Source organism: Rhizobium sp. CAU 1783 (assembly GCF_054551725.1).
This window is the reverse complement of the sequence record NZ_JBTOLM010000001.1, coordinates 849160-871703: the sequence shown is the minus strand read 5'-3', so window position 1 is coordinate 871703 and position 22544 is coordinate 849160. Positions and strand designations below refer to the sequence as shown.

18 protein-coding genes are annotated in these 22544 nt (G+C 63.0%); 8 read left to right on the top strand and 10 right to left on the bottom strand.

All coding sequences use genetic code 11. From position 1 onward, the window contains the following. Positions 1 to 33: 33 nt before the first annotated feature. Positions 34 to 864: an aldose 1-epimerase family protein gene (locus tag ACX93L_RS03940; RefSeq protein ID WP_459403624.1), complete on the bottom strand. Its 831-nt coding sequence runs from the start codon at positions 862 to 864 to the stop codon at positions 34 to 36. Between the two features lie 21 nt (positions 865 to 885). Next, entirely contained in the window at positions 886 to 1344 is a 459-nt protein-coding gene (locus ACX93L_RS03935; RefSeq protein WP_459403623.1) for a MarR family winged helix-turn-helix transcriptional regulator, read from the bottom strand. A 187-nt stretch (positions 1345 to 1531) separates the two neighbouring features. Between ACX93L_RS03935 and ACX93L_RS03930 the strand changes: the two genes are divergently transcribed. After that, positions 1532 to 2857: a L,D-transpeptidase family protein gene (locus ACX93L_RS03930; RefSeq protein WP_459404136.1), complete on the top strand. Its 1326-nt coding sequence runs from the start codon at positions 1532 to 1534 to the stop codon at positions 2855 to 2857. A 114-nt stretch (positions 2858 to 2971) separates the two neighbouring features. Here the strand turns inward: ACX93L_RS03930 and ACX93L_RS03925 are convergent, their stop codons facing one another. From ACX93L_RS03925 to ACX93L_RS03895, 7 genes are all read right to left on the bottom strand, one after another. Then, a complete protein-coding gene (locus ACX93L_RS03925; RefSeq protein WP_169587175.1) occupies positions 2972 to 3691 on the bottom strand; it encodes a ParA family protein in 720 nt (239 codons plus the stop codon). Between the two features lie 248 nt (positions 3692 to 3939). Further along, positions 3940 to 4323: a hypothetical protein gene (locus tag ACX93L_RS03920; RefSeq protein WP_459403622.1), complete on the bottom strand. Its 384-nt coding sequence runs from the start codon at positions 4321 to 4323 to the stop codon at positions 3940 to 3942. 125 nt (positions 4324 to 4448) lie between these two features. Next, positions 4449 to 5594 (bottom strand): iron-containing alcohol dehydrogenase, encoded by a 1146-nt coding sequence (locus tag ACX93L_RS03915; RefSeq protein WP_459403621.1) that lies wholly within the window; start codon positions 5592 to 5594, stop codon positions 4449 to 4451. Beyond that, a complete protein-coding gene (locus ACX93L_RS03910) occupies positions 5591 to 6976 on the bottom strand; it encodes an aldehyde dehydrogenase family protein (protein ID WP_459403620.1) in 1386 nt (461 codons plus the stop codon). Before ACX93L_RS03910 ends, ACX93L_RS03915 begins: the two co-directional genes overlap by 4 nt. A gap of 251 nt (positions 6977 to 7227) precedes the next feature. Next, complete coding sequence (locus ACX93L_RS03905; RefSeq protein ID WP_459403619.1) at positions 7228 to 8592, bottom strand: glutamine synthetase family protein; 1365 nt, start codon at positions 8590 to 8592, stop codon at positions 7228 to 7230. Positions 8593 to 8703: 111 nt separating this feature from the next. Further along, a complete protein-coding gene (locus ACX93L_RS03900) occupies positions 8704 to 10248 on the bottom strand; it encodes an amino acid permease (protein WP_459403618.1) in 1545 nt (514 codons plus the stop codon). 117 nt (positions 10249 to 10365) lie between these two features. Further along, complete coding sequence (locus tag ACX93L_RS03895; RefSeq protein ID WP_459403617.1) at positions 10366 to 11133, bottom strand: N-formylglutamate amidohydrolase; 768 nt, start codon at positions 11131 to 11133, stop codon at positions 10366 to 10368. Between the two features lie 180 nt (positions 11134 to 11313). On the opposite strand from ACX93L_RS03895, the gene ACX93L_RS03890 reads away from it, so the two are divergent. From ACX93L_RS03890 to ACX93L_RS03860, 7 genes are all read left to right on the top strand, one after another. Next, entirely contained in the window at positions 11314 to 12186 is an 873-nt protein-coding gene (locus ACX93L_RS03890) for a MurR/RpiR family transcriptional regulator (protein WP_459403616.1), read from the top strand. A 151-nt stretch (positions 12187 to 12337) separates the two neighbouring features. Next, entirely contained in the window at positions 12338 to 13444 is a 1107-nt protein-coding gene (locus ACX93L_RS03885; protein ID WP_459403615.1) for an ABC transporter substrate-binding protein, read from the top strand. A gap of 98 nt (positions 13445 to 13542) precedes the next feature. Further along, positions 13543 to 14436 (top strand): ABC transporter permease, encoded by an 894-nt coding sequence (locus ACX93L_RS03880; protein WP_459403614.1) that lies wholly within the window; start codon positions 13543 to 13545, stop codon positions 14434 to 14436. Further along, positions 14433 to 15215 (top strand): ABC transporter permease, encoded by a 783-nt coding sequence (locus tag ACX93L_RS03875; protein ID WP_459403613.1) that lies wholly within the window; start codon positions 14433 to 14435, stop codon positions 15213 to 15215. Before ACX93L_RS03880 ends, ACX93L_RS03875 begins: the two co-directional genes overlap by 4 nt. 11 nt (positions 15216 to 15226) lie before the next feature. After that, entirely contained in the window at positions 15227 to 16285 is a 1059-nt protein-coding gene (locus ACX93L_RS03870; RefSeq protein WP_459403612.1) for an ABC transporter ATP-binding protein, read from the top strand. A 160-nt stretch (positions 16286 to 16445) separates the two neighbouring features. Continuing rightward, the gene (locus ACX93L_RS03865) at positions 16446 to 17606 is read left to right on the top strand and encodes an ABC transporter substrate-binding protein (RefSeq protein ID WP_459403611.1); all 1161 of its coding nucleotides are present in this window, start codon (positions 16446 to 16448) and stop codon (positions 17604 to 17606) included. Positions 17607 to 17656: 50 nt separating this feature from the next. Further along, a complete protein-coding gene (locus tag ACX93L_RS03860) occupies positions 17657 to 18526 on the top strand; it encodes a protein phosphatase 2C domain-containing protein (protein WP_459403610.1) in 870 nt (289 codons plus the stop codon). Between the two features lie 216 nt (positions 18527 to 18742). Here ACX93L_RS03860 and metH read toward each other — a convergent pair whose 3' ends face one another. Further along, entirely contained in the window at positions 18743 to 22498 is a 3756-nt protein-coding gene (gene metH, locus ACX93L_RS03855) for a methionine synthase (protein ID WP_459403609.1), read from the bottom strand. Positions 22499 to 22544 lie beyond the last annotated feature (46 nt).

Below are 22544 nucleotides of genomic sequence, written 5' to 3'. Positions count from 1 at the left end.
GACCGGAAAGCGCCTTCCCCTTCGGGGAACAGATCAAACGAAGGCGAAGGCCAGCGCGTATTCCCGGCTCTCGCCCGGCGCCAGATCGACGAGTTCGCCCCGCTCGGCAAGCTTGGCGCGCGGCTCCCAGCGATGGGAAACCGGCTCGATGCCGAGCACGTGGGCAGGCGCCGCCTGGTTGCGCCAGATCTGCAGGAAGGGCAGCGTATCGGTGCGGAAACGGACCTTCAGAGTCTTGCCACCGATCGCGGCGATCGGACCGAGCCGCGTCTCGGCCCAGCCGCCCTGGCCGGCCGGAACGCAGAAGACCCCGCCGTCGCCCTCACCGAAGGCCCAGGGCATGCCACCGCCTTCGAACATCGCCCCTTCGAGCCGCATGCCGTCGTCGAAGTGCCGGGCGCCAAGGTTCATATGATACATCAGCATCGCCGGAAATGCGGTAGCGCCCGTATTGGTGACGGTATCGGAGAGAAGCGTCTCGCCCGTCTCCCCGTCGATCCGCCAGCGCCGATCGAGCCGCGCCGCGCCGCCGTCGGCGAGACGGACATCGACGGTCGCCCGGCATTCGATCGCCTCACCGCTGCTGCTGAAGGCGATGTCGCGTGCAGGATGGGACGAAAACGAGCCATGAAGCGGATAGCGGCCAGCCTTGCCGTCGCCAATCGGCTCGGGATGGCGGATGTGATCCGGGCCGCAGGTGAAGAGAAAGCCCTCGAGCGAATGGTCGATTCGTGGATCGCCATCGTCGGGGATGGCCCGTCCGGGCGCGAGGTCGATACCGCCGACAATGCAGGCGCCGATATCCATGACCGAACTCTCGTCGAGCGTGAGCGCCGGCCCCTTCCCCGCGGAAAACTCCATCATCTGCCCGGCTTCCCCTCGCTATCAATCCCGCTCCGGCGGGACACCCGCCGCCATCAGCGTCTCGACGCCGGACAATCCGTCGTCGATTGCCTTGAGGTATGGCAAATCGAGCGTGCCATCAAGCCACGTCTGGTAGTCGCCGGCGCGCGCCTTGAGGATCGCGTAGTGCTCCGCGCCGGACCGGGTCAAGGAGAGCTGTTCGAAGCGCCGGTCATGGCTGTCGCGGCTGCGCTCCAGCCAGCGCCGCTCCTCGAGCGCCTTCACCGCCCGGCTGATCTTCGTCTTCGTCAGGCCGGAATGGCCGGAAATCGCCTTCGCCGTGGAATGGACCTTTTCGCCGAGCGACCACAGGACCTGCCACTCCGCCCAGGAAATATCATCGCCCTCGCCGCTGAAACGCATGAAATGGGCGCTCAGCCTCTCGGCCGCGCGGTTCAGCCGATACGGCAAAAAATCGTCAATCTCAAATCGATGTCCCATCGCCCCCCCTCAGACGATCCGGCGGAAAATCGCCCACCGGTCTGCTCCCCACGAAAATTTTGCCGCGCCTCACTCCTCAGAGGCCGCCTTAAGACAATATTCACCATGAATTCACCTTTTCCACATTAGTGTCAAATTTATCGCGTTTCTCGCGTGGACCAAAAAGGGGATTCGGGCCGTGGTCGATATGTTGAGAGCTGGATTGATTGTCGCGTCGCTTGCTGCATTGCAGGCCGGCGTGTCGACACCTGCCCTTGCCCAGAGTTACGGGAATCGCGGAGGCTCTACGCTTCTCGTCACCCCCGACGGCGACCTTCTCGACTACACGCCCGAGGAAGGCGAAGTCGTCATCAGCCGCGACCAGATGGGCCGGCGCGTGCTCATCGACCGCTACGGCAATGTCGTTGCGATCGAAGTCCCGGCAGAGACCTACTTCCCTCGCCAGCGCGAAGCACGCGCGACGGCCTATGACGACTACGGCGCCCCCGCCCCGGGCTGGGAGGACGACGGCATCGTGACCGGCGCCATCCCTTCGCCCGACGCGATCGATCGCCAGCCGCTCGACGAACCCCTGCCCGACATGCCGACCGGCGGCCCCGACCTCGCTCCGCCGACAGACCAGGCGCCGATGCGCACGGTCACGCCGGACATCCCGGTGAAGAGCAACCTGTCGCAGCTCGAAATCACCGCGCTGCAGGTCTTCCTCGACCGCGAAGGTGTTTCGCCAGGCGTGATCGACGGCAAGATGGGCCAGAACGTCAACAAGGCACTCGTCGCCTGGCAGCAGATGACCGGCGAGACCATCGATCCGAACAATGCGGAGGATATCCTCGAGCGCCTTCGCCTCTCGGGTGGGCTCGCGATCACCTCCTATACCATCACGCCCGGTGATGCCGCCGGTCCCTATGTCGCCGAGATCCCGGAAGACTATAGCCAGAAGGCGTTGCTGCCGTCACTGGCCTACACCTCGACCACCGAGATGCTGGCGGAAAAGTTCCACATGGACGAGGCCTATCTGCGCCAGCTCAATCCAGGCGTCGACTTCACCATCCCGGGCACCATCATCAAGGTGGTTGAACCCGGCCAGACCAAGAGCGGCTCGGTTGCCCGGATCATTGCCAACAAGGGACTGAAGCAGGTCTTCGCCTATGCCGAGGATGGCTCGCTAATCGCCGCCTACCCCGCCAGCATCGGCTCCGCCGACACGCCGTCGCCTTCGGGCACCGTGACCGTCGAGCGCGTCGCCCTCAATCCCGGCTACACCTACAATCCGAAGATCAACTTCCAGCAGGGCGCCAATGACAAGGTGCTCAGCATCCCGCCCGGCCCGAACGGTCCTGTCGGTACCGTCTGGATGGCACTTTCCAAGCCGACCTACGGCATACACGGAACCCCGGAGCCGTCGAAGATCGGCCGCACCCAGAGCCATGGCTGCATCCGTCTGACCAACTGGGACGCCACCGAACTCGCCAAGATGGTCAAGCCGGGCGTCACCGTCGAGTTTATCGACTGACGCTACCGCGTCAGGGCGCCGCGTACCGCACGTTTGTCTCCCCCGAATACGAAAGAGCCGCCGGATCGAGATCCGGCGGCTCTTTCGTTTCGCTGCTTGGGAGGAACGGGAGGATCAGGCAGCGTTACGAACGATGCGCAGGAACCGGCGCGGCTCCTGGCTGCGGATGACCTTGACCGGCAAGAGTCGCATGACTTCACCGGCAAAGGCCTGGGCATTCTCGCGGGCGCGGTCGAGATTGCTGACCTTGGCCGCATCCATGGTGTAGAGAGTGCCGCCACAGTCGAAGATCTCGCGGAAGGCGGTGCGTTCGACGATCGGCGTGTCGATGACATTGACGCCGCGAGCCGCAAGCAGCCCCTTGATCGTCAGGAGCGCGCGGGTCGTGACCATCGAGGTGACGCGCGTCAGCACGACGGAGTGTGCGATCTTCAGCTTGCCGGTATCTTCCATCAGCTTGATGAGGTCGAGGATCTGCGCGCCACCGCGCGCGTCCATCGCACAGCCCTGGACCGGGATCATGACATGATCGGAGAGCCCGATGGCAGTCGTGACGATGGCGTCGCGGGCACCGGCAAGGTCGATGATCGTATAGTCGGCGGAACGGGAGAGTTCGCGGATATGGCCCTGCAGCGAAGCAACGGAGACTTCCGAAATCACTTCGATATTGTGCTGCGGACCGGAAATGTCATGCCACTGGGAAATCCAGCGCTGCGGATCGGCATCGAGGATGGCGACGCGGTAGCCCTGGTGGGCAAGCTCGGTCGCAAGAAGGAGAGCGGCAGTGGTCTTGCCGGCACCGCCTTTGGCATTGGCAAATGAGATGACTGGCATGCAATTTCCTCGAAGGGTAGAACCGAGCCGATCATCGCTCTCGCAGGCACCCCTTGCTCATGGTGTCAGTAAATGCAGTATTACTAATCATGGTTAACAAACCGGAAAGACGGTGAGGCAGCCGCCTCCCCAAAATTTGGTAGGCGAGCCGCGCATCCCGCTGACACCAAAAGAGAAAAGGCCCGCGGCGAAAATCACCGCAGGCCTTGACGTTTGTTAACTCTCGACCCCTTTTCCGATGCCGGAGACTACGTCCGGACCGGGGCGCATGACCCGACATTTGCCGGCTGGACCCGCCCGGCCTTGAGGTCTTCAAGCCGCGGCATGGACGGATCAGGTCCGCCGATCGCAGCTTCGAATACGGCGCGATTGAGCTTCACCATACGGCCCGATGTGGTGAAACTGACCATCCCGTCGCGTCCGACATAGGCCTGAGACACACGCATGCGGCAAAAGAACCGCTTGTCACCTTTTGAGAGCACCCAGCCGAGCCCTCCCGACCGGCCTTGCCCCAGAGGACCGACCGAATAGCCCTGACCGGCGAGCTTGGAAAAACTCTCGGCGTTGGCGGACGCGGGAAGCGCTACGGTTCCAAGAAGCACGGCAGCAATACTGAGGATATGAAATCGCATGTGAAATACCTTTCGGATCGATCATAAATACAATTAATGCGTCCACCAGACAACCAATACACGCAATATACAAAAAGGCCCGGAACATTCCGGGCCTTTCCGATTCGCATTGAAGATTGGACGCCTCAGAAGCAGTCGTGGAACAGCTTCTTGGTGTTTTCCAGGGTGAGCTCGACCGGATTGCCGCCCGCGGTCGGATCAACGATGGCCATGGCGGCCATTTCGTCGATTCGGTCCGACTTGACGCCGAACGCCGTCAGGTTTTCCGGAACGCCGAGTTCGGTGCGCAGTTCGAGCACATAGTTATAGAACCCGTCGAAACCGCCCGAGATGCCGAGATAAGCGGCCGCACGGGCGATCTTGTCCTCGATCGCCGGGCGATTGAAGCGCAGCACCGCCGGCATGACGACGGCATTGGTCATGCCGTGGTGGGTGTTGTAGATCGCGCCGATCGGGTGCGACAGCGAATGGATCGCGCCGAGACCCTTCTGGAAGGCGACGGCGCCCATGGCAGCAGCCGACATCATGTTGGCACGGGCCTCGATGTCGGTTCCATCCTTGTAGGCGCGCGGCAGGAATTCCTTGACGAGACGCATGCCTTCGAGCGCGATGCCCTGGCTCATCGGATGATAGAAGGGCGAGGAATAGGCTTCCAGGCAATGGGCAAACGCGTCCATGCCGGTGCCTGCGGTGATCGACTTCGGCATGCCGACAGTCAGTTCCGGATCGCAGATGACGACGCCCGGCAGGAACTTCGGATGGTAGATGATCTTTTTGACGTGGGTCTTCGAATTGGTGATGACCGATGCGCGTCCCACCTCGGAGCCGGTGCCGGCCGTGGTCGGTACGGCGACGATCGGCGCGATGCCCTCGACGCTGGCACGGGTCCACCAGTCGCCGATGTCTTCGAAATCCCAGACCGGACGGGTCTGGCCGACCATGAAGGCGACGCACTTGGCAAGGTCGAGGCCCGAGCCGCCGCCGAAAGCGACGACGCCGTCATGACCGCCGTCGCGGAACGCCTTGATGCCGGCCTCGAGGTTGACGTCGTTCGGGTTCGGATCGACGTCGGCGAAGAGCGCACGGCCAAGGCCGGCTTCGGCAAGCACGTCGAGCGCCGTCTGGGTGATCTGCATCGGAGCAAGGCCGCGATCGGTGATCAGCAGCGGCTTCTTCATGCCGAGCGACTTGCAGGCGTCGGCCAGTTCCTTGATGCGGCCGCGTCCCATCTTGACGGCGGTGGGATAGCTCCAGTTTGCGACGATATTCATTTCGTGACCTTCTTGAGGTGGTAGGATTTCGGGCGGGTGAGGTTCTGGAAGCCGATGACCGAGAGCGAGCCGCCCTTGCCGGTTTCCTTGACGCCGGTCCAGCAAAGCGCCGGGTCGAGATAGTCCGCGCGGTTCATGAACACCGTGCCGGTCTCGATTTCGCGGCCGATGCGGCCGGCGCGCTCGGGATCCTGCGTCCAGAGCGATGCGGTGAGGCCGTACTGGCTATCGTTCATCAGGGTCAGCGCTTCGTCGTCGGTCTTGACCTTCATGATGCCAACGGCCGGACCGAAGGTTTCATCCTTCATGAAGGACATCGAGTGATCGACGTTGGTCAGGATCTGCGGCATCAGGTAGGCGTGCCCGTCATCCTGCGGGAAGAGCTTCGGATCGACATGCGTCTTGGCGCCCTTGGCGACGGCAGCGGAAATCTGCTCGCGCACATGCGCAGCGAAGCGGCGATGCGCCATCGGGCCAAGCGTCGTTTCCGGATCGAGCGGGTTGCCGAGCTTGTAGTTGGACACCCATGCGACGGACTTCTCGACGAAGCTGTCGTAGAGGCTCTCATGGACATAGATGCGCTCGATGCCGCAGCAGCACTGTCCGGAATTGTAGGTGGCGCCGTCCATCAGCGTATCGACGGCCGCATCCAGATCGGCGTCTTCCATGACATAGGCCGGATCCTTGCCGCCGAGTTCGAGGCCGAGACCGGCAAACGTGCCGGCAGCGGCGCGCTCGATCGAACGGCCGCCCTCGACGGAGCCGGTGAAGTTGATGAAGTTGAACTTGCCGGTGGCGATCAGTGCCGAGGTGGTGGCGTGGTCGAGGAAGACGTTGACGAAGACGTCATCCGGAACGCCGGCTTCGACGAAGGCGCGCACCATGCGCTCGCCGACCAGCAGAGTCTGCGTGGCATGCTTGATGACCACGGTATTGCCGGCCATTAGCGCCGGGGCGACCGTGTTGATCGCCGTCATGTACGGATAGTTCCACGGCGCGATGACGAACACGACGCCCTGGGCCTCGCGCTCGATACGGCGTTCGAAGGCGGCGCTTTCCTCGATGACGAGCGGCTTCAGCGCGTCGGCTGCGATCGAGGCGACATAGTTGGAACGCTCGTTGAAGCCCTTGTATTCACCGCCGTAGCGGACCGGGCGGCCCATCATGTGCGCGAGTTCGGGCACGACCTCGTCGGCCATCTCGTTGAGGCGCGCGACGCCCTTCAGGACGAGCTGGACACGCTCTTCGAGCGGACGGCGGGCCCAGGCCTTCTGGGCCTTGCGGGCGCGCGCGACCGCCTCGCTGGCGGCCTCGAGCGACATCGCGGGACGCTCGGCGTAGACCGATTGGTCGATCGGCGAAATGCATTTGATCATGGTCATTCTCAGTTGCTCCTTGAAAGCCTTGCTTGCCAGTAGCGCGAAGCGGGGCGCCGCACCATCTGCCAAGATGGCGCAACCGCCCCAGCCCGACCGGACGACGCCTCGGCGCGGCCCGGCCCTTGCTGGCACGAACGCCCTCCCCGGTCGAACCGCGAAGGGCCTTGAATCTCTCTTACCGTCAATCGCATGACAGGAATATCACCCGAAAGGGATAGACCGCCGGAAGGCCAGGCGCCGCCGGCGATCATGCCTCAGGCGCGTTCGAAACCGCGGGCCACCTCCCAGTCGGTGATCCTGCGATCATACTCTTCCTGCTCCCACTCGGCCGCACGTACATAGTGGTCGACGACATCGTCGCCGAGGGCGGAGCGCAGCATGGCCGAACCGGTCAACGCCTCGGTGGCGGCCCGGAGCGTGCGCGGGATCTCCCGCACGTCCTGCGCACCATAGGCGTCGCCGGTGAAGGCAGACTCCAGCGCCATCTTCTTCTCGATGCCATCGATGCCGGCCGCGATCAGCGCCGCCATGGCAAGATAGGGATTGAGGTCGGAACCGCCGACGCGGCACTCGACGCGGATGCCCTTGGTGCCCTCGCCGCAGAGGCGGTAACCGGCCGTGCGGTTGTCCTTCGACCAGATCGCCTTGGTCGGCGCAAAGGTGCCAGCCATGAAGCGCTTGTAGGAATTGATGTAGGGGGCGAGGAAATAGGTGATCTCGCTCGCATGGGCGAGCAGGCCCGCCATGTAGTGCTTCATCGTTTCCGACATGCCGTACTTGTCCTTCGGATCGAAGAACAGCGGCGTCTTGCCGTCGGCGGACCACAGCGACTGGTGGATATGCGACGAGGAGCCGGCGGCATTGTAGTGCCACTTGGCGAGGAAGGTGATCGCCTTGCCGCGCGTCCAGGCGATCTCCTTGCAGGCGTTCTTGATGATCACGTGCCGGTCGGCCATGGTCAGCGCATCGGCGTAGCGGACGTTGATTTCCTCCTGGCCGGCCGAAGCCTCGCCCTTGGAGTTCTCGACCGGAATGCCGGCGCCCTGCAGCCCCTTGCGGATCGCCCGCATCACGTCTTCTTCCTTGGTGGTCTGGAAGATGTGATAGTCTTCGTTGTACCCGCTGGCGAGCTGCAGGTCGCGGTATCCCGAGGCGCGCGCGTCGTCATAGGTCTGGTCGAAGAGGAAGAATTCGAGTTCGGTCGCCATGAAGGCCTTGAGACCCATGGCCTCGAGCCGGGCGACCTGCTTCTTCAGGATCGCGCGCGGCGAATGCGGGACGTCCGCGTGGGTATGGTGATCCTGCACGTCGCAGAGAACCAGCGCCGTGCCTTCCAGCCAGGGGACCCGCCTAAGCGTCGAAAGATCGGGCTTCATGGTATAGTCGCCATAGCCCTTTTCCCAGCTCGTCGCCTTGTAGCCGGAGACGGTTTCCATCTCCATGTCGGTCGCCAGCAGGTAGTTGCAGCTGTGCGTTTCCTCATAGGCGCTCTCGACGAAATACTCCGCCTGGAAGCGCTTGCCCATGAGCCGCCCCTGCATGTCGACCTGGCAGGCCAGAACGGTATCGATGCGCCCCTCGGCGACATCCTTTTTCAGTTCGTCGAATGTGTACGTCATTTGAGTAAGCCCGCTGATTATGGTTGTTTCAGGCACGCCGGCCTGTTTTCCCTTTGTTTTTTGATGCCCCGGCCGACTGACGGCCGGGGATAGTCTCACGGCTCTCGAGGCTTACACCTCGCCGACAGCCTTCTCGGCCGCCGCAATCTCGGCCTGACGCTTGGCCACTTCCGCACCGATCGGCGGGCCCTTGAAGCGCTTGTTTTCGAAAACGAGCCAGACGATCGCCGTCAGCACGAAGAAGCCGAGCGTGATGTAAAGCGCCCAGTCGTTCGGCGGCTGGATGCCGATGACGAAAATCACCGCCATGGACACAAGCGACAGTATGGCGACGATCTTGAAGCGTGCTGCCCCCAGATCCCAGGGACCCATGGCATGCCATTTCGGCGTGCCGTGAGCAAAAAGCCCCAGACCGATCGGCAGGGCAAAGGACAGGAACAGGAAGATGACCGTGCACGAGACGACGATCGCATAGGCGGACGCCTCACCGATGGTGACCTCCGACGTGCCCCAGACGAACAGCACCGAGAGCACGGCAGCGGTCCAGATGGCGGCGACCGGTGTACGGAATTTCGGGCTGACCTTGGCCAGCGCGCTGGAGCCCGGCAGGCCTTTGTCGCGCGAAAAGGCAAAAATCATGCGCGATGCCGAGGTGACCGTCGCCAGACCGCACAGGAATTGCGAGATAAAGATCGCGAGATAGAGCACGAACTTTACCGTCGGATTGACCTGGCTGTCCATCGCCCAGAAGAACACGTTCCAGCCCTGCTTGGCGGCGTCGTCCATGTTCGGGATCATCAGAACGAAGGAGCACAGCATAATGTAACCGAAGACCGATGCCCAAAGAACCGAGGACACCATTCCACGCGGCACGGAATGCTGGGCGCGCACGGTCTCTTCAGAGGTATGGGCCGAGGCATCGTAGCCGGTGATCGTATAGACCGGCAGCAGCAGACCGAGTGCGAAGACCCAGCCGCTCGACACCGACGGCCAGACATTGCCGCCGGCTTCACCCGAATAATTGCTGAGCGTGAAAAGCCGTGCGAACTCGTAGGACGGCGCCGATACCAGGCAAACGATTGTCAGACCGATGGCGGCCGCCAAGATGAGATAGCCCGACATGTCCGTGAGCTTTGCCGTCAGACCGATACCGACATGATTGATCAGAGCCATCAGACCGGTGATCGCACCGACGAAAAGAACACGCACCATAAGCGTATCTTCCATGCCGAAATAGGCACCGAATGCGCCGAAGAAGAAGTAGTAGGTGCCGACATTGATGGCGCCCAGAACGGTGATCAGGCCGAGCAGGTTGAGCCAGGCCGACAGCCAGCCGGTGAAGCGGTTGCCGAGGATCGAACCCCAGTGATAGAGCCCACCGGCCGTCGGATAGGCCGACGAGATTTGCGCCAGCGCCAGCGCAAAGAAACCGGACATCAGGCAGCCGAGCGGCCAGCCGATACCGATGGCAATGCCACCGGCGCCCGAAGTGGCCTGGGCCAGCGAATTGATACCGCCGGACATGATGCATATGATTGAAAACGAAATCGCGAAATTCGAGAACGAGCTCATGCTACGTTCGAGTTCCTGGGCATAGCCCATGGAGTGCAAGATATGCACGTCGTGTTTTTTGTCTGCTTCGGTATAATCTGACATGACGTCCCCCAATTAACCGATCGTCCGCGGGATTGCGGACAATTTCGTGTGCAGCGCTGCCGACAGAACCGGCAACCGTTACGCAGATCAACTGATCCCCGGGGTCTTTTTCTTTTCCTAGCGGTGGGCGATCGCCTTCACGATCAACTCCGCCAGATAGTCGGCCATGACCCCTTGGCCGACCTCATCTCTTATCAGGTCGTTTCTGACCTCGATCATTACGTTCAGCAGCCCGTGCGGCAGGGCATGCAGCCGCAGACTATGGGTTACGCCGTCTTCCGGCCCATAGGGCTCGTTGCGCCCGACATTGTACGAGCCTGCCTTGGCCGCATCGAGCATGCCGTCGGCGAGTCGGCTGTCACTGTCGTGCAGGATGCCGATTTCGACCTCCCGCTTCCGGCCCATATAGACCGGCGTGAAGCTGTGGACCGTGACCAGGACGGTTTCCTGCCCCCGCGCCATGCGCACGGCCAGAAGGTCCGAAATGCGGTCGTGAAAGGGAATGTAGAGGGCCGCGGTGCGAGCATAACGCTCCGCCGGCGACAGGCCGCAATTGCCCGGGATCTCGTAGATTTCGCTCTTTTCCGGCATCGCTCCCGGGGCTTCCGGCGGGCGGTTGCAATCGTAGACGAGGCGGGAAAACCGCTGGTGGACGAGTGGGCCGTCGAGTTTGGCGGAAAGCCGCTTGGCAACCGCCAGTGCGCCCGGATCCCATGCGATGTGGCTGACCAGAGCGTCATCGTCGAGGCCGAGATTTCCGGCACGCTCCGGCATGCGGCGGGACGCGTGCTCGCAGACGAAGAGGCAGATCCCTGCCCCGTCGGCATTCTCAACGGCGACGGCTTCGCCGTCTGCCTCTGTCAGGATGTCCGTCCTCAAGAGCATGCGGTATTTTCCCCCGCGCCTTCCGGCTTATCTTCTTGACGAAGAGAATTCTTCACGATTGCGGCAGTGTCAACCATGCCTTGAAAATTTCTCTTCAATTTTCGCGTTGACAGGATTGTGACAGCCACGTTTAACTTTGTGACAGGCCGGCAGAAGATCGGCCCAAGGGGAAAACAGACGTTGAAACAGGCGCCGAAAACAGTGTCGGACGTAATCCGCACCCATTTCGATGGGTTGACGCGCGCTGAGCGTCAGCTCGCGGAAAGCCTGCTCGACAACTATCCGGTATCCGGCCTCGGCTCGATCACCACGGTCGCCGACAATGCCGGCGTCTCGACACCAACCGTCGCCCGCATGGTCCAGAAGCTCGGCTACAAGGGCTATCCGGAATTCCAGGCGCATCTGCATCAGGAGCTCGAGGCGACGCTGTCCGGCCCGATCGCCAAGCACGACCGCTGGGCATCGAACGCGCCGGGTACCCATATCCTCAACCGCTTCGCAGAGGCGGTGATGAACAACATGCGGCAAACCCTGAGCGGGCTCGACACCGTCTCCTTCGACGGTGCCGCCCGCCTGCTCTCCGACCGCCGCCGCAATGTCTATTTCGTCGGTGGACGCATCACCGGGGCGCTTGCCGAATACTTCTTCACCCACATGCAGGTCATCCGCCCCAAGACGGCGTTGATGACGGCGAACACCAGTTCGTGGCCGCAAAACGTGCTCAACATGAGCGAGGGTGACGTTCTGGTGATCTTCGACATCCGCCGCTACGAGGCGGACATGGAGACGCTCGCCGCGGTCGCGAAGGCGAGCGGCGTCGAAATCATCCTGTTCACCGACCCGTGGAGTTCGCCGGTCGCCAAGCATGCAAGACACTGTTTCAAGGTCGATATCGAGGCACCCTCCGCATGGGATTCCTCGGTCGTCACACTGTTCGTCGTCGAAGCCCTGATCGAAGCCGTCCAAAGCTCGGCCTGGGATGAGACCCGCGAGCGCATGAATACGCTCGAAGGTCTGTTCGAACAGGCGCGGCTGTTTCGCAAGCCGCGCTGAATGCCATCGCATCGGGAGGTAAGAAGGAAAAGAGAACAGAAAAAGGGACTTGCTTGACGCCTGAAAGGCACTGAGCAGGAACCGTCACATAACTATCATGCAAGCTGAATATCAGTCCCGCATCGCTGCAAAACCAACAAGGAGAACTTCAGTGATTACGAATTTCCGCCGCATGCTCTCGCTGTCGACCGCAATGGTCGTCGCGTCCACCTCGCTCGCATTCGCTGAGCCGAGCGCCGAACTGGTCGAAGCCGCCAAGAAGGAAGGCATGTTGACCACGATCGCTCTGCCCCACGACTGGTGCGGCTACGGCGCCGTGATCGACGGCTTCAAGAAGAAGTACCCGGAAATCAGCGTCAACGAACTGAACCCGGATGCCGGCTCGGCTGACGAAGTCGAAGCCGTCAAGGCCAACAAGGACAACAAGGGCCCGCAGGCTCCGGACGTTGTCGACGTCGGTCTCGCTTTCGGTCCGCAGATGAAGGCCGAAGGCCTCCTGATGCCGTACAAGGTCTCGACCTGGGACGAAATTCCGGAAAACATCAAGGACGCCGAAGGCTACTGGTACGGCGACTACTACGGCGTCATGTCGATGATCGTGAACAAGGATCTCGTCAAGGAAACCCCGAAGGACTGGGCTGACCTCTTGAAGGCCGACTATGCCGGCCAGGTCGCTCTCGCCGGTGACCCGCGCGCTTCGAACCAGGCCATCCTCGGCGTTCTCGCCGCCGGCCTCGCTTCCGGTGCCAAGGCTGGCAAGGAAGCCGGCGAAGCCGGTCTGAAGTACTTCGCCGAACTCAACAAGGCTGGCAACTTCGTTCCGGTCATCGGCAAGTCCGGCACGCTGGCTCAGGGCTCGACCCCGATCGTCGTCGCCTGGGACTACAACGCCCTGTCCTGGAAGGACACGCTGGCCGGCAACCCGCCGGTTGACGTCATCGTTCCGGAATCGGGCGTTCTCGCCGGCGTCTACGTTCAGGGTATCTCGGCTTACGCGCCGCACCCGAACGCTGCCAAGCTCTGGATGGAATACCTCTATTCCGACGAAGGCCAGACCGCTTGGCTCGCCGGCTACTGCCACCCGGCCCGCTTCAACGCCATGTCCAAGGCCGGCAAGATCCCGCAGGCCCTGCTCGACAAGCTGCCGCCGGCCGCTGCCTATGAAAAGGCCTACTTCCCGACGCTCGAGGAAGTCGATGCCAACAAGGCTGCCGTCACCGGCGGTTGGGACAGCGTCGTCGGCGCCAACGTACAGTAATTAAAATGCTGTGAAATGCCGCCCCGGTCTTGAGGCCGGGGCGGCTTTTCTCTTCAATAGGATCCGCGCGCCAAAGCGTGGACGAGGGGACAAACTGGATGGCGTCTGACAGCACCACCACCGCACAGACCGCAGGCCTCGCGAAACGGCTGCCGCTCCACTGGATCGGCGTGGCCCCCTTCGCGGCCTTCACACTTCTTTTCCTGATCCTGCCGACGATGAAGATCGTGCTCGGCGCGTTCCAGAACGCCGACGGCGCCTTCACGCTCGAAAACATCGGGGGCCTGTTCACGCCTTCGATCCTCGCGGCCTACTGGATCTCGATCAAGATCAGCCTTGCCTCGGCCCTGCTCGGCTGCCTGATCGGCTTCGCCATGGCGACCGCCGTGATTCTCGGCGGACTGCCGCAATGGATCCGCGGGCCGCTTCTGACCTTTTCGGGTGTCGCCTCGAACTTCGCCGGCGTGCCGCTGGCCTTCGCCTTTCTCGCGACACTCGGCCCGATGGGCCTGGTCACCGTTTTTCTGCGCAGCAATTTCGGCTTCGACCTGCGCGCCCATCTCGGCTTCAACCTGCTTTCCTTCTGGGGACTGACGGTGACCTATCTGTTCTTCCAGATCCCGCTGATGATTCTCATCATCACCCCGGCCATCGACGGCCTGAAGCGCGAATGGAAGGAAGCCGCCTCGATCCTCGGGGCAACCAACCTGCAATACTGGCGCATGGTCGCCTTCCCGATCCTGCTGCCTTCGCTGCTTGGCACCATGGCGCTGCTGTTCGCCAATGCCTTCGGCGCCGTCGCCACCGCGATCGCACTGACGGGATCGTCGCTGAACATCGTGCCGATCCTGCTCTTCGCCCAGATCCGCGGCGACGTGCTCGGCAATCCGCATCTCGGCTACGCACTGGCCTTCGGCATGATCGTGGTGACCGGTGTTGCCAATGCCCTTTACATTTGGCTGCGCGCCCGCAGTGAAAGGTGGCTGCGATGAAAAAGATCTGGGCCTGGGGAGCGCTGGCGTTCGGCCTCCTCTACTTCTTCCTGCCGCTGATCGGCATGACCAACTTCTCGCTGAAGATGCGGCGCGGCGAATATTCCTTCGACGCCTATGCCAAGGTTCTCGGCGATCCGCAGTTCCAGCAGACCTTCAGCTATTCGGTCACGATGGCGCTGGTGACGATCGTCTTCGGCATCGTGCTCGTCGTGCCGACCGCCTACTGGGTGCGCCTGCGCATGCCCGGCTTGCGCCCTTATATCGAGTTCGTGACGCTGCTGCCGCTGGTCATCCCGGCGATCGTCATCGTCTTCGGCTATATCCGCCTCTACAACACCTCGAGTTGGCTGCCGCTGACCGGCACGCTGACGGGCACCAACCTGCTCCTGATGTTCGGCTATGCAACGCTTGCCCTGCCTTACATGTATCGTGCCGTCGACACGGGTCTGTCCTCGATCGACGTGCGCACGCTGACGGAAGCCGCCCAAAGCCTCGGCGCCGGCTGGGCGCGTATTCTGTTCCGCATCATCCTGCCCAACGTGCTGATCGCGGTTCTCTCCGGCGCCTTCCTGACCTTCGCCATCGTCATCGGTGAGTTCACCATGGCGGCGCTGCTCAACCGTCCGGCCTTCGGCCCCTACATGCAATTGCTCGGTGCCAACCGTGCCTACGAACCGGCAGCACTCGCCGTCATCGCCTTCGGCATCACCTGGGGATGCCTCGGCCTCATCCAGCTGGTCTCCCGTTTCCAGAAAACCACTCAACGCCCGGCCTGAGGACGACAGCAATGACATTCCTGACCCTGACCAACATCCAGAAGTCCTTCGGGCCGGTCAAAGTCGTCCACGACTTCAACATGGCGATCAACAAGGGCGAGTTCATCTCGTTCCTCGGACCGTCCGGCTGCGGCAAGACCACCATCCTGCGCATGGTCGCCGGCTTCGAGACACCGAGCGGCGGTACCATCGTCATCAATGACCGTGACCAGTCGAGCCTGAAGCCCAACCAGCGTAACATCGGCATGGTGTTCCAGGCCTATGCGCTCTTCCCCAACATGAACGTCTTCGACAATGTCGCCTTCGGCCTGAAGATCGCCGGCATCGGCAGGGCAGAGATCGAGAAGCGGGTGAAGGAGATGCTGGCACTCATCCATCTCGAACACCTGGGCGACCGCTATCCCTACCAGCTGTCGGGTGGCCAGCAGCAGCGCGTGGCGCTCGCCCGAGCATTGGCGCCGAAGCCGCAGGTGCTCCTGCTCGACGAGCCGCTGTCGGCGCTCGACGCCAAGATCCGCGTCTCGCTGCGCGAGGAGATCCGCCAGATCCAGCAACAGCTCGGCATCACCACCGTCTTCGTCACCCATGACCAGGAAGAAGCGCTCTCGATCTCCGACCGGGTCGTCGTCATGAATGCCGGCCGCGCCGACCAGATCGGCACGCCCTTCGAGATCTACAACAAGCCGGCGACGCGCTTCGTCGCCTCCTTCGTCGGCACGCTGAACCTGATCGAGGCCAAGGTCGTCGATCCGACGGAAAATTCGGTAGCGATCGGCGACCTCGTCGTGCGCCTGAAGGACAAGGTCGAGGCCGCCGCCGGCAGCACGGTTCAGCTTGCCATGCGTCCGGAAGCAGGCTCGCTGAACGGCAGCGCGAAGGGCGACACCACGCTGAGCGGTCCGGTCGTCTCCAGCCACTTCCTCGGCTCGGTCATCCGGACGCGCATGAACGTCGCCGGCAATATCGTGTCCTTCGACATGTTCAACGACCCGAGCATCACGCCTCCGGCCGTCGGCGAAACCGTCAATCTTCGGATCGACGCAGACGATCTTCTGGTCCTTCAGGCCTGACGCACGTCCCGGGGCTGCCAGTTGCCAAAGATAGGAAGTGCCGCAGTGCGCGGCACTTCCTCCTGAGTGTTCGCCCGGGATCAAATCGTCCCGAAACGATCCATTTTCTTTACCAAGTCGTGGGAGCATCCGGCCGGAAACAACAGCCGGGAATGACAGAATGGGGACCCGCGACAGAGACGATCTGCCGATGACGCCGCGGCGATTCATCGACGAGTTCATGCGGCTGAAACGGGGCTCGGTCACCCGGCGGCATTTTCTCGGCGTGACGGGCCTCGGTCTTGCTTCCGCCGTGATGGGCGGCACCAGCGGACCGTGGAACCGGCCGGTATTTGCATCGGAGCTCGGCGGCCAGGTCTCCGTGAACAGTTGGCCCAATTACCACGACCCGGCCACCTTCGAGGAATTCACCCGGCTGACCGGTGTCGAGGTACTGCTGACCGTCACCGGCTCGAACGAGGAAGTCCTGACCCGTCTGCAGATGGGCAGCGCCGCATGGGACCTGATCGTCCCGACGAACTACGTCATTTCGACCTATGCGGCCCGCGGCCTGATCGAACCGATCGATCTGTCCCGGTTGCCAAACTATGATCGAAAGACCCAGAACCCGCGCTTCATGTCCGCCGCCGAGATCGATGGCAAGACCTATGCCGTGCCGAAGAACTGGGGCACCACCGGCATGGCGGCCAATACGGACGAGCTGGACTCGATGCCCATCAGATGGCGGGAGTTCTTCCACCTCGCCATGACCGATGCCAGCGGCCGGACCATCGTCCACGACTATCAGCTGACGACGATCGGCAACGCCCTGGTTTCACTCGGCCATTCCTTCAACTCGGTAGACCCGGCCGAGCTCGCCCGGGCCGAAGCGCTCCTTCTTCAGGTCAAGCCGCATCTCTTCGCCATCGACAGCGACTACCAGCCGGCGATGCGTGCGGGCGACGCGTGGCTCACCATGTGCTGGACGGTCGACGGCCTGCAACTGAACCGGGACATTCCCGACATTGAGTTCACCCTCGGCTCCGACGGCGGCGAGATCTGGACCGACTACTATGCGGTCCCCGCCAGCGCGCCCAACAAGCCGGCGGCCTATGCACTCCTCGACTTCCTCATGCAGCCAGAGATCGCGCTCAAGGAACACCTGGCGACCGGCGCCCCGACGACAGACAGCCGCGTCATGACGCAACTGCCGCCCGAGATCGTGTCCAACCGGATCATCTATCCGAACGAGGCATCGCTCAGCCCGCTCGAATTCGGCGCCGCGGTCACCCTGACAGATCCCGGCCGCGCCGAACTGATGGCCCGCTTCAAGGCCGCCTGACCTCGTCGATCCGCCGACTGAACACCGACAAAATCCAGGACCCGAAAGCCATGGCCCCGCGCATCTCCGTCATCGACAGCATATCCGATCCCGGCAAGCCGGGGCGAGCCAACGAGGACCGATTGGGTCACAACGGATCGGCCGCCTTCGTCATCGACGGCGCGACCGGCCTCGGCGACAGGCAGTTCATGGAGGGCTACGGCTCCGACGCGGCCTGGATCGCGGAGTTCGCGGCCATCCACTTTGCCGAAAGGCTGAACCGCAGCGCCGACCCGAAGGCCGTGCTCAGGCAGGTTTCCGAAGAAGCCCGCGACGCCTTCATGGCCGCGGCCGGCGACCAGCCCCGCTACGCCTGGCCGCTCTGCAGCCTGACCGCCCTGCAGGCGACCGACACCGGCTTCCGCTGGTTCGGCCTCGGCGACAGCTGCCTGTATCTGCTTCATGACGACGGGCGCTCCGACTTCGTCATCCCGATCCCCGGCGCCTACGAATGGGAGCAACATCAGGCAGCACAACACATCGCCCGTGTCGGCGGGATCGGTGCCGCAAACATCGCGACGAGCGATCCGACAACCCTTGCAAATCTTCGCGAAGGCCGCGCCCGCCAGAACACGCCGGGCGGCGCGACCTGGACGTTCGGCATCGTTCCGGAGGCCGCGGATCACCTCGCGATGGTTGACGTCCCCGTTAAGGGCGGCGCCACTGCCCTCCTCTGCTCGGATGGTCTCGCCGACCTCGTCGCCCTCTACAAGCTCTACGACCCGGCCACGCTGATCCAGCGTGGAGCGACATCGGGGCTGAAATCCCTGGTCGCCGAACTCCGCCACATGGAGCGTGACGTCGACCCGGACGGCCTGACATACCCGCGCTACAAGCAGAGCGACGACACGACGGCGATCCTGCTCAGGCTGGAGGCGTAAAAGTAATTAGGAATCTGCCTCAATAACTTATCGGCGCAACCGGACTCTGTTTGTGAGCGGGTTCGTGCGGAGGGTGAGGCGTCTGGGTTTCCTCTGCCCCTCATCCGCCCTTCGGGCACCTTCTCCCCGCAAGCAGGGAGAAGGACGAACCCGCCGGCGCCGACCGTCATCTCTCCCCACTCGCGGAGAGAGAGCCAGAGTGAGGGGCAATCAGCCTCAGACGTCAGCCTTCGGCACATAGTTCAACACCGGCCCCAGCCAGCGCTCCACCTCACGCACCGCCATACCCTTGCGTGCCGAATAGTCCTCCACCTGGTCGCGCTCGACCTTGGCCACGCCGAAATAGTAGCTTTCCGGGTGGCCGATGTAGAGGCCGGACACCGACGAGCCCGGCCACATCGCCATTCCTTCGGTCAGCGTCACGCCGGTCGCCCGTTCCGCGTCGAGAAGCCTGAACAGCGTCGTCTTTTCGGTATGGTCGGGCTGGGCGGGATAGCCGGGCGCAGGACGGATGCCGGCATAGGCCTCGCCGACCAGTTCCTCGCTGCTGAAGCTCTCGTCCGGCGCATAGCCCCAGAATTCGCGCCGCACCCGCTCATGCATGCGCTCGGCGAAGGCTTCCGCAAACCGGTCGGCCAGCGCCTTCACCAGGATGGACGAATAGTCGTCGTTCGCCCGCTCGAAGCGCTCGGCGATGGCGACCTCCTCGAAGCCGGCCGTGACGACGAAGCCGCCGACATAGTCCGCGACCCCGCTCTCCTTCGGCGCGACGAAATCGCTGAGGGCGACATTCGGCCGCCCGTCGCGCTTCGACAATTGCTGGCGGAGCGTGAAGAGGGTCGCGAGCTCTTCGCCGCGCGTCTCGTCCGTGAACAACCGGACATCGTCGCCGACGGCGTTGGCCGGCCAGAAACCGATCACCGCCCGTGGCCGGAACCATTTTTCGGAGATGATCTTTTCAAGCATCGCCTGGGCATCGGCAAATAGCTGGCGGGCCGCCTCGCCCTGGGCCTCGTCCTCGAGGATCGCCGGATAGCGCCCCTTCAGCTCCCAGGTCTGGAAGAAGGGCGTCCAATCGATGTAACGGGCAAGCTCGCCAAGGTCGTAGTCTTCAAAGACCCGCGTCCCGGTGAAACTCGGCGCCACTGGCCGGTAGGCCGACCAGTCGAGCCGGACCGCATTCTCCCGGGCGCGCGACAGCGGCAGGCGCTGCTTTTCGGCTTCCGCCCGGGCATGCGCCTCGGCGACTTTCAGATACTCGGCCCGCACACCGTCGGCATAGGCCTGCCGGCCTTCCGGCGACAGCAGCGCGGACACGACACCGACGGCGCGGCTCGCATCGGTCACGTAGACTGCCTGCCCCGCCTTGTACTGCGGAGCGACCTTGACCGCGGTGTGCACGCGGCTCGTCGTCGCCCCGCCGATCAGCAGCGGAACGGAAAAGCCCTGCCGCTCCATTTCCGAGGCGACATGCACCATCTCGTCGAGCGACGGCGTGATGAGGCCGGAAAGGCCGATGACATCGACCTTCTCCTGCCTGGCCACCTCAAGGATCTTCGTCGCCGGGACCATGACGCCGAGATCGATGATCTCGTAGTTGTTGCAGGCGAGCACGACGCCGACGATGTTCTTGCCGATGTCGTGCACGTCGCCCTTGACGGTCGCCATCAGCACCTTGCCGGCCGACTGTCGTTCCGCGCCGTCGCCGTTCGCCCTCTTTTCCTCTTCCATGTACGGCAGGAGCACCGCGACCGCCTGCTTCATCACGCGGGCGGACTTCACCACCTGCGGCAGGAACATCTTACCGGCGCCGAAGAGGTCGCCGACGACGTTCATCCCGGCCATCAGCGGGCCTTCGATGACATGCAGCGGACGATCGGCCTTGAGCCGCGCCTCCTCCGTGTCGGCCTCGATGAACTCGGTGATGCCGTTGACCAGGGCGTGTTCCAGCCGCTTCTCGACGGGAAGCTCGCGCCAGGCGAGATCCTGTCCCTTTGCCTGCTTCTCGCCCGTGCCGCGATAGCGCTCGGCGATCTCCAGGAGACGCTCGGTCGCGTCGGTCCGGCGGTTGAGCACGACATCCTCGCAGGCCTCGCGAAGATCCGGATCGATGCTTTCGTAGACGGCGAGCTGGCCGGCATTGACGATGCCCATGTCCATGCCGGCCTGGATGGCGTGATAGAGGAAGATCGCATGCATCGCCTCGCGCACCGGCTCGTTGCCGCGGAACGAGAAGGAGAGGTTGGAAACGCCCCCAGAAATATGCACCAGCGGCATCTTCTGGCGGATCGTGCGGGCCGCCTCGATGAAGTCGACGCCGTAATTGTTGTGTTCCTCGATCCCGGTCGCAACCGCAAACACGTTCGGGTCGAAGATGATGTCTTCCGGGGCAAAGCCGGCCTGTTCCGTCAGCAGCTTGTAGGCCCGCTCGCAGATCTCGACCTTGCGTTCATAGGTGTCGGCCTGGCCCTGCTCGTCGAACGCCATCACGACGACGGCGGCACCGTAATTGCGGACCAGCTTGGCCTGCGCGATGAAGGCTGCCTCGCCTTCCTTCATGGAGATAGAGTTGACGATCGCCTTGCCCTGCACGCATTTGAGCCCCGCCTCGATGATCGGGAACTTCGAGCTGTCGATCATGACAGGCACGCGGGCGATATCGGGCTCGGCGGCGATCAGGTTCAAGAACTCGACCATCGCCTTTTCCGAATCGATCAGGCCCTCGTCCATGTTGATGTCGATGATCTGCGCGCCGTTCTCCACCTGGTCGCGGGCGACCACGAGTGCGGATGTGTAGTCGCCCGCGGTGATCAGCTTGCGGAACTTGGCCGAACCGGTGACGTTTGTCCGCTCGCCGACGTTGACGAAGGGAATGTCCCCGGTCAGCACGAAGGGTTCGAGGCCGGACAGCGACATGAACGGCCGATGCTCGGCTGGCTTGCGCGGCGACTTGCCGGCGACCGCCTCGGATATCGCCCGGATATGCTCGGGCGTCGAACCGCAGCAGCCGCCGACGACATTGACCAGCCCCTCTTCGACGAAGCCGGAAATCTGCCGGGCCATGTCCGCAGGGCTCTCGTCATACTGGCCGAAAGCGTTCGGCAGGCCGGCATTGGGATAGGCGCAAATGAACGTGTCGGCGACGCCCGACAATTCCTGCAAGTGCGGACGCATCGCATCGGCGCCGAGTGCGCAGTTGAGGCCGATGGTAAAGGGATTGGCATGCCGCACGGAATACCAGAAGGCCGAGGGTGTCTGGCCCGATAGGGTTCGGCCGGAGAGATCGGTGATCGTGCCGGAAATCATCACCGGCAGACGCACGCCCTTCGCAAGGAAGCGTTCCTCGCAGGCGAAGATGGCGGCCTTGGCGTTCAGCGTGTCGAATATCGTTTCGATCAGGATGATGTCGGCGCCGCCATCGATCAGCCCGTCGATCTGTTCGCCATAGGCAATCCTCAAATCGTCGAACGACACGGCCCGGAAGCCGGGATTGTTCACGTCGGGCGAGATCGACGCCGTGCGGTTGGTCGGCCCGATCGCACCGGCCACGAAACGCCGCCGCCCATCCTCACGCTCTGCCCTCGCTGCCGCGCGCCGGGCGACGATCGCCCCCTCGCGGTTGAGGTCATAGACCGCCTCCTCCATCTGGTAGTCGGCCTGGGCGATCCGGGTCGAGGAAAAGGTGTTGGTCTCGATGATGTCGGCGCCAGCCATCGCATAGCGGAAATGGATGTCCTCGATCGCATCGGGCTGGCTGAGGATGAGAAGGTCGTTGTTGCCCTGCTGATGGCAGGCACAACCGAGAAACCGCGAGCCCCTGAACGCGTCTTCGTCGAGGCCAAGGCCCTGGATCTGTGTTCCCATCGCGCCGTCGAGGATCAGGATGCGTTCGCTCGCCGCCTGACGCAGCGCCTCGAGCACCTCCGCCCCATCCCGGTGAGAGCTCCCGAGATCAAACAATCGGTCGAGCATGGCGGATCCTTTCCTGACAAATCACAACAAACTCGAAATCACATAA